This is a genomic window from Nonomuraea sp. NPDC003201, assembly GCF_053590415.1.
On the sequence record NZ_JBSFTC010000706.1, the window covers coordinates 1 to 1,736 of the forward strand.

General features: G+C 74.9%; 2 protein-coding genes and 1 pseudogene. All 3 read left to right on the top strand.

What is annotated here, in order from left to right; genetic code table 11:
• Positions 1-223: pseudogene (locus ACWDX9_RS62965) on the top strand (magnesium chelatase); the annotation flags it as partial.
• Between the two features lie 2 nt (positions 224-225).
• Complete coding sequence (gene cobO, locus ACWDX9_RS62970) at positions 226-828, top strand: cob(I)yrinic acid a,c-diamide adenosyltransferase (protein ID WP_431917443.1); 603 nt, start codon at positions 226-228, stop codon at positions 826-828.
• A partial coding sequence (locus ACWDX9_RS62975; protein ID WP_449973394.1) for a cobyrinate a,c-diamide synthase occupies positions 822-1,736 on the top strand: 915 nt, incomplete at its 3' end. The genes cobO and ACWDX9_RS62975, both read left to right, overlap by 7 nt.

Here is a 1,736-nt window from a genome sequence, read left to right on the forward strand (position 1 = left end):
GCTGGTGCTGGTGACGGACGGGCGCGCCACGGCGGGCGGCGACGTGGACCGGGCGGCGGCGCTGCTGGAGGGCACGGCGGCGGTGGTCGTGGACTGCGAGAGCGGCCCCGTACGGCTGGGCTTGGCGGTCCGGCTGGCGGCCCGGTTGCGGGCCCGTCTCGTCTCCCTCGACTCCCTGGCCGATCTCGGCTCGGTCGTGCGCGATCACAGGAAGGCGGTCTGAGCATGCCGCAGGGAAAGCCCGCCGTCGTCCCCGACGACGGCCTCACCACCCGGCAGCGCCGCAACCGGCCGCTGCTGATCGTGCACACCGGTCCCGGCAAGGGCAAGTCGACGGCGGCGTTCGGGATGGCGTTGCGGGCCTGGAACCAGGGCTGGCCGGTCGGGGTGTTCCAGTTCGTGAAGTCGGCCAAGTGGCGCATCGGCGAGGAACGGGCGCTGAAGGTGCTCGGGGAGACGGGCGAGGGCGGCTCGGTGACCTGGCACAAGATGGGCGAAGGCTGGTCGTGGATCCAGCGGCCGGGCACGGAGGAGGACCACGCGGCCGACGCCCGCGAAGGGTGGGAGCAGATCAAGCGGGACCTGGCGGCCGAGACGTACCGGTTCTACGTGCTGGACGAGTTCACGTACCCGCTGAAGTGGGGCTGGCTGGAGCTGGACGACGTGGTGGCCGCGCTCGCCGGACGGCCCGGCAACCAGCACGTGGTGATCACCGGCAGGGACGCGCCCGAGCGCCTGATCGAGGTGGCGGACCTGGTGACGGAGATGGGCAAGGTTCGCCACCCCATGGACGCCGGGCAGAAGGGGCAGAAGGGCATCGAGTGGTAGTTCCCCGGCTCGTCATCGCCGCGCCGTCGTCGGGCAGCGGCAAGACGACGGTGGCCACGGGGCTGATGGGGGCGCTGCGGGCGCGCGGGCTGCGCGTCTCGCCGCACAAGGTGGGCCCCGACTACATCGACCCGGGCTATCACGCGCTGGCCACCGGGCGTCCCGGCCGCAACCTGGATCCGTGGCTGGTGGGTGAGGAGCGCGTACGGCCGCTCTTCCGGCACGGGGCAGCGGGGTGCGACGTGGCGGTGGTCGAGGGCGTGATGGGGCTGTTCGACGGCAAGGGGGACGCCGACTTCGCCTCGACCGCCCACGTGGCCCGGCTGCTGGACGCGCCGGTCGTGCTGGTGGTGGACGCGGCGCGGCAGAGCAGGTCGGTGGCGGCGGTGGTGCACGGGTTCGTCACGTTCGACCCCCGGGTGCGGGTGGGCGGGGTGGTGCTGAACCGGGTGGGCTCGGACCGGCACGAGGAGCTGTGCCGCTCCGCGCTGGCCGCGGCGGGGGTGCCGGTGCTGGGCGCGATCCGCCGCGACGACGCCGTCTCCACGCCGTCACGGCACCTGGGGCTGGTGCCCGCCGCCGAACGGGAGACCGAGGCGCTGGCCGCGGTGGACCGGCTGGCCGCGCTGGTGACCCGCTCGTGCGACCTCGACGTGCTGCTCCGGCTGGCGGCGTCGGCCCCGCCGCTGGACGCCGTCCCCTGGGAGCCCGCGCGGGGGGAGCGGACGGACCGGCCGGTGGTGGCGGTGGCGGGCGGGGCGGCGTTCACGTTCGGCTACGCCGAGCACGTCGAGCTGCTGCGGGCGGCCGGGGCGGACGTCGCGGTGTTCGACCCGCTGCGGGACGAGCGGCTGCCGGACGGGACCGCGGCGCTCGTCATCGGCGGCGGCTTCCCCGAGGTGTACGCC

What these genes read in the sequence shown, in the direction of transcription:
- cobO (WP_431917443.1), top strand. Translation starts at nt 226, where the DNA reads ATGCCGCAGGGAAAGCCCGCCGTCGTCCCCGACGACGGCCTCACCACC.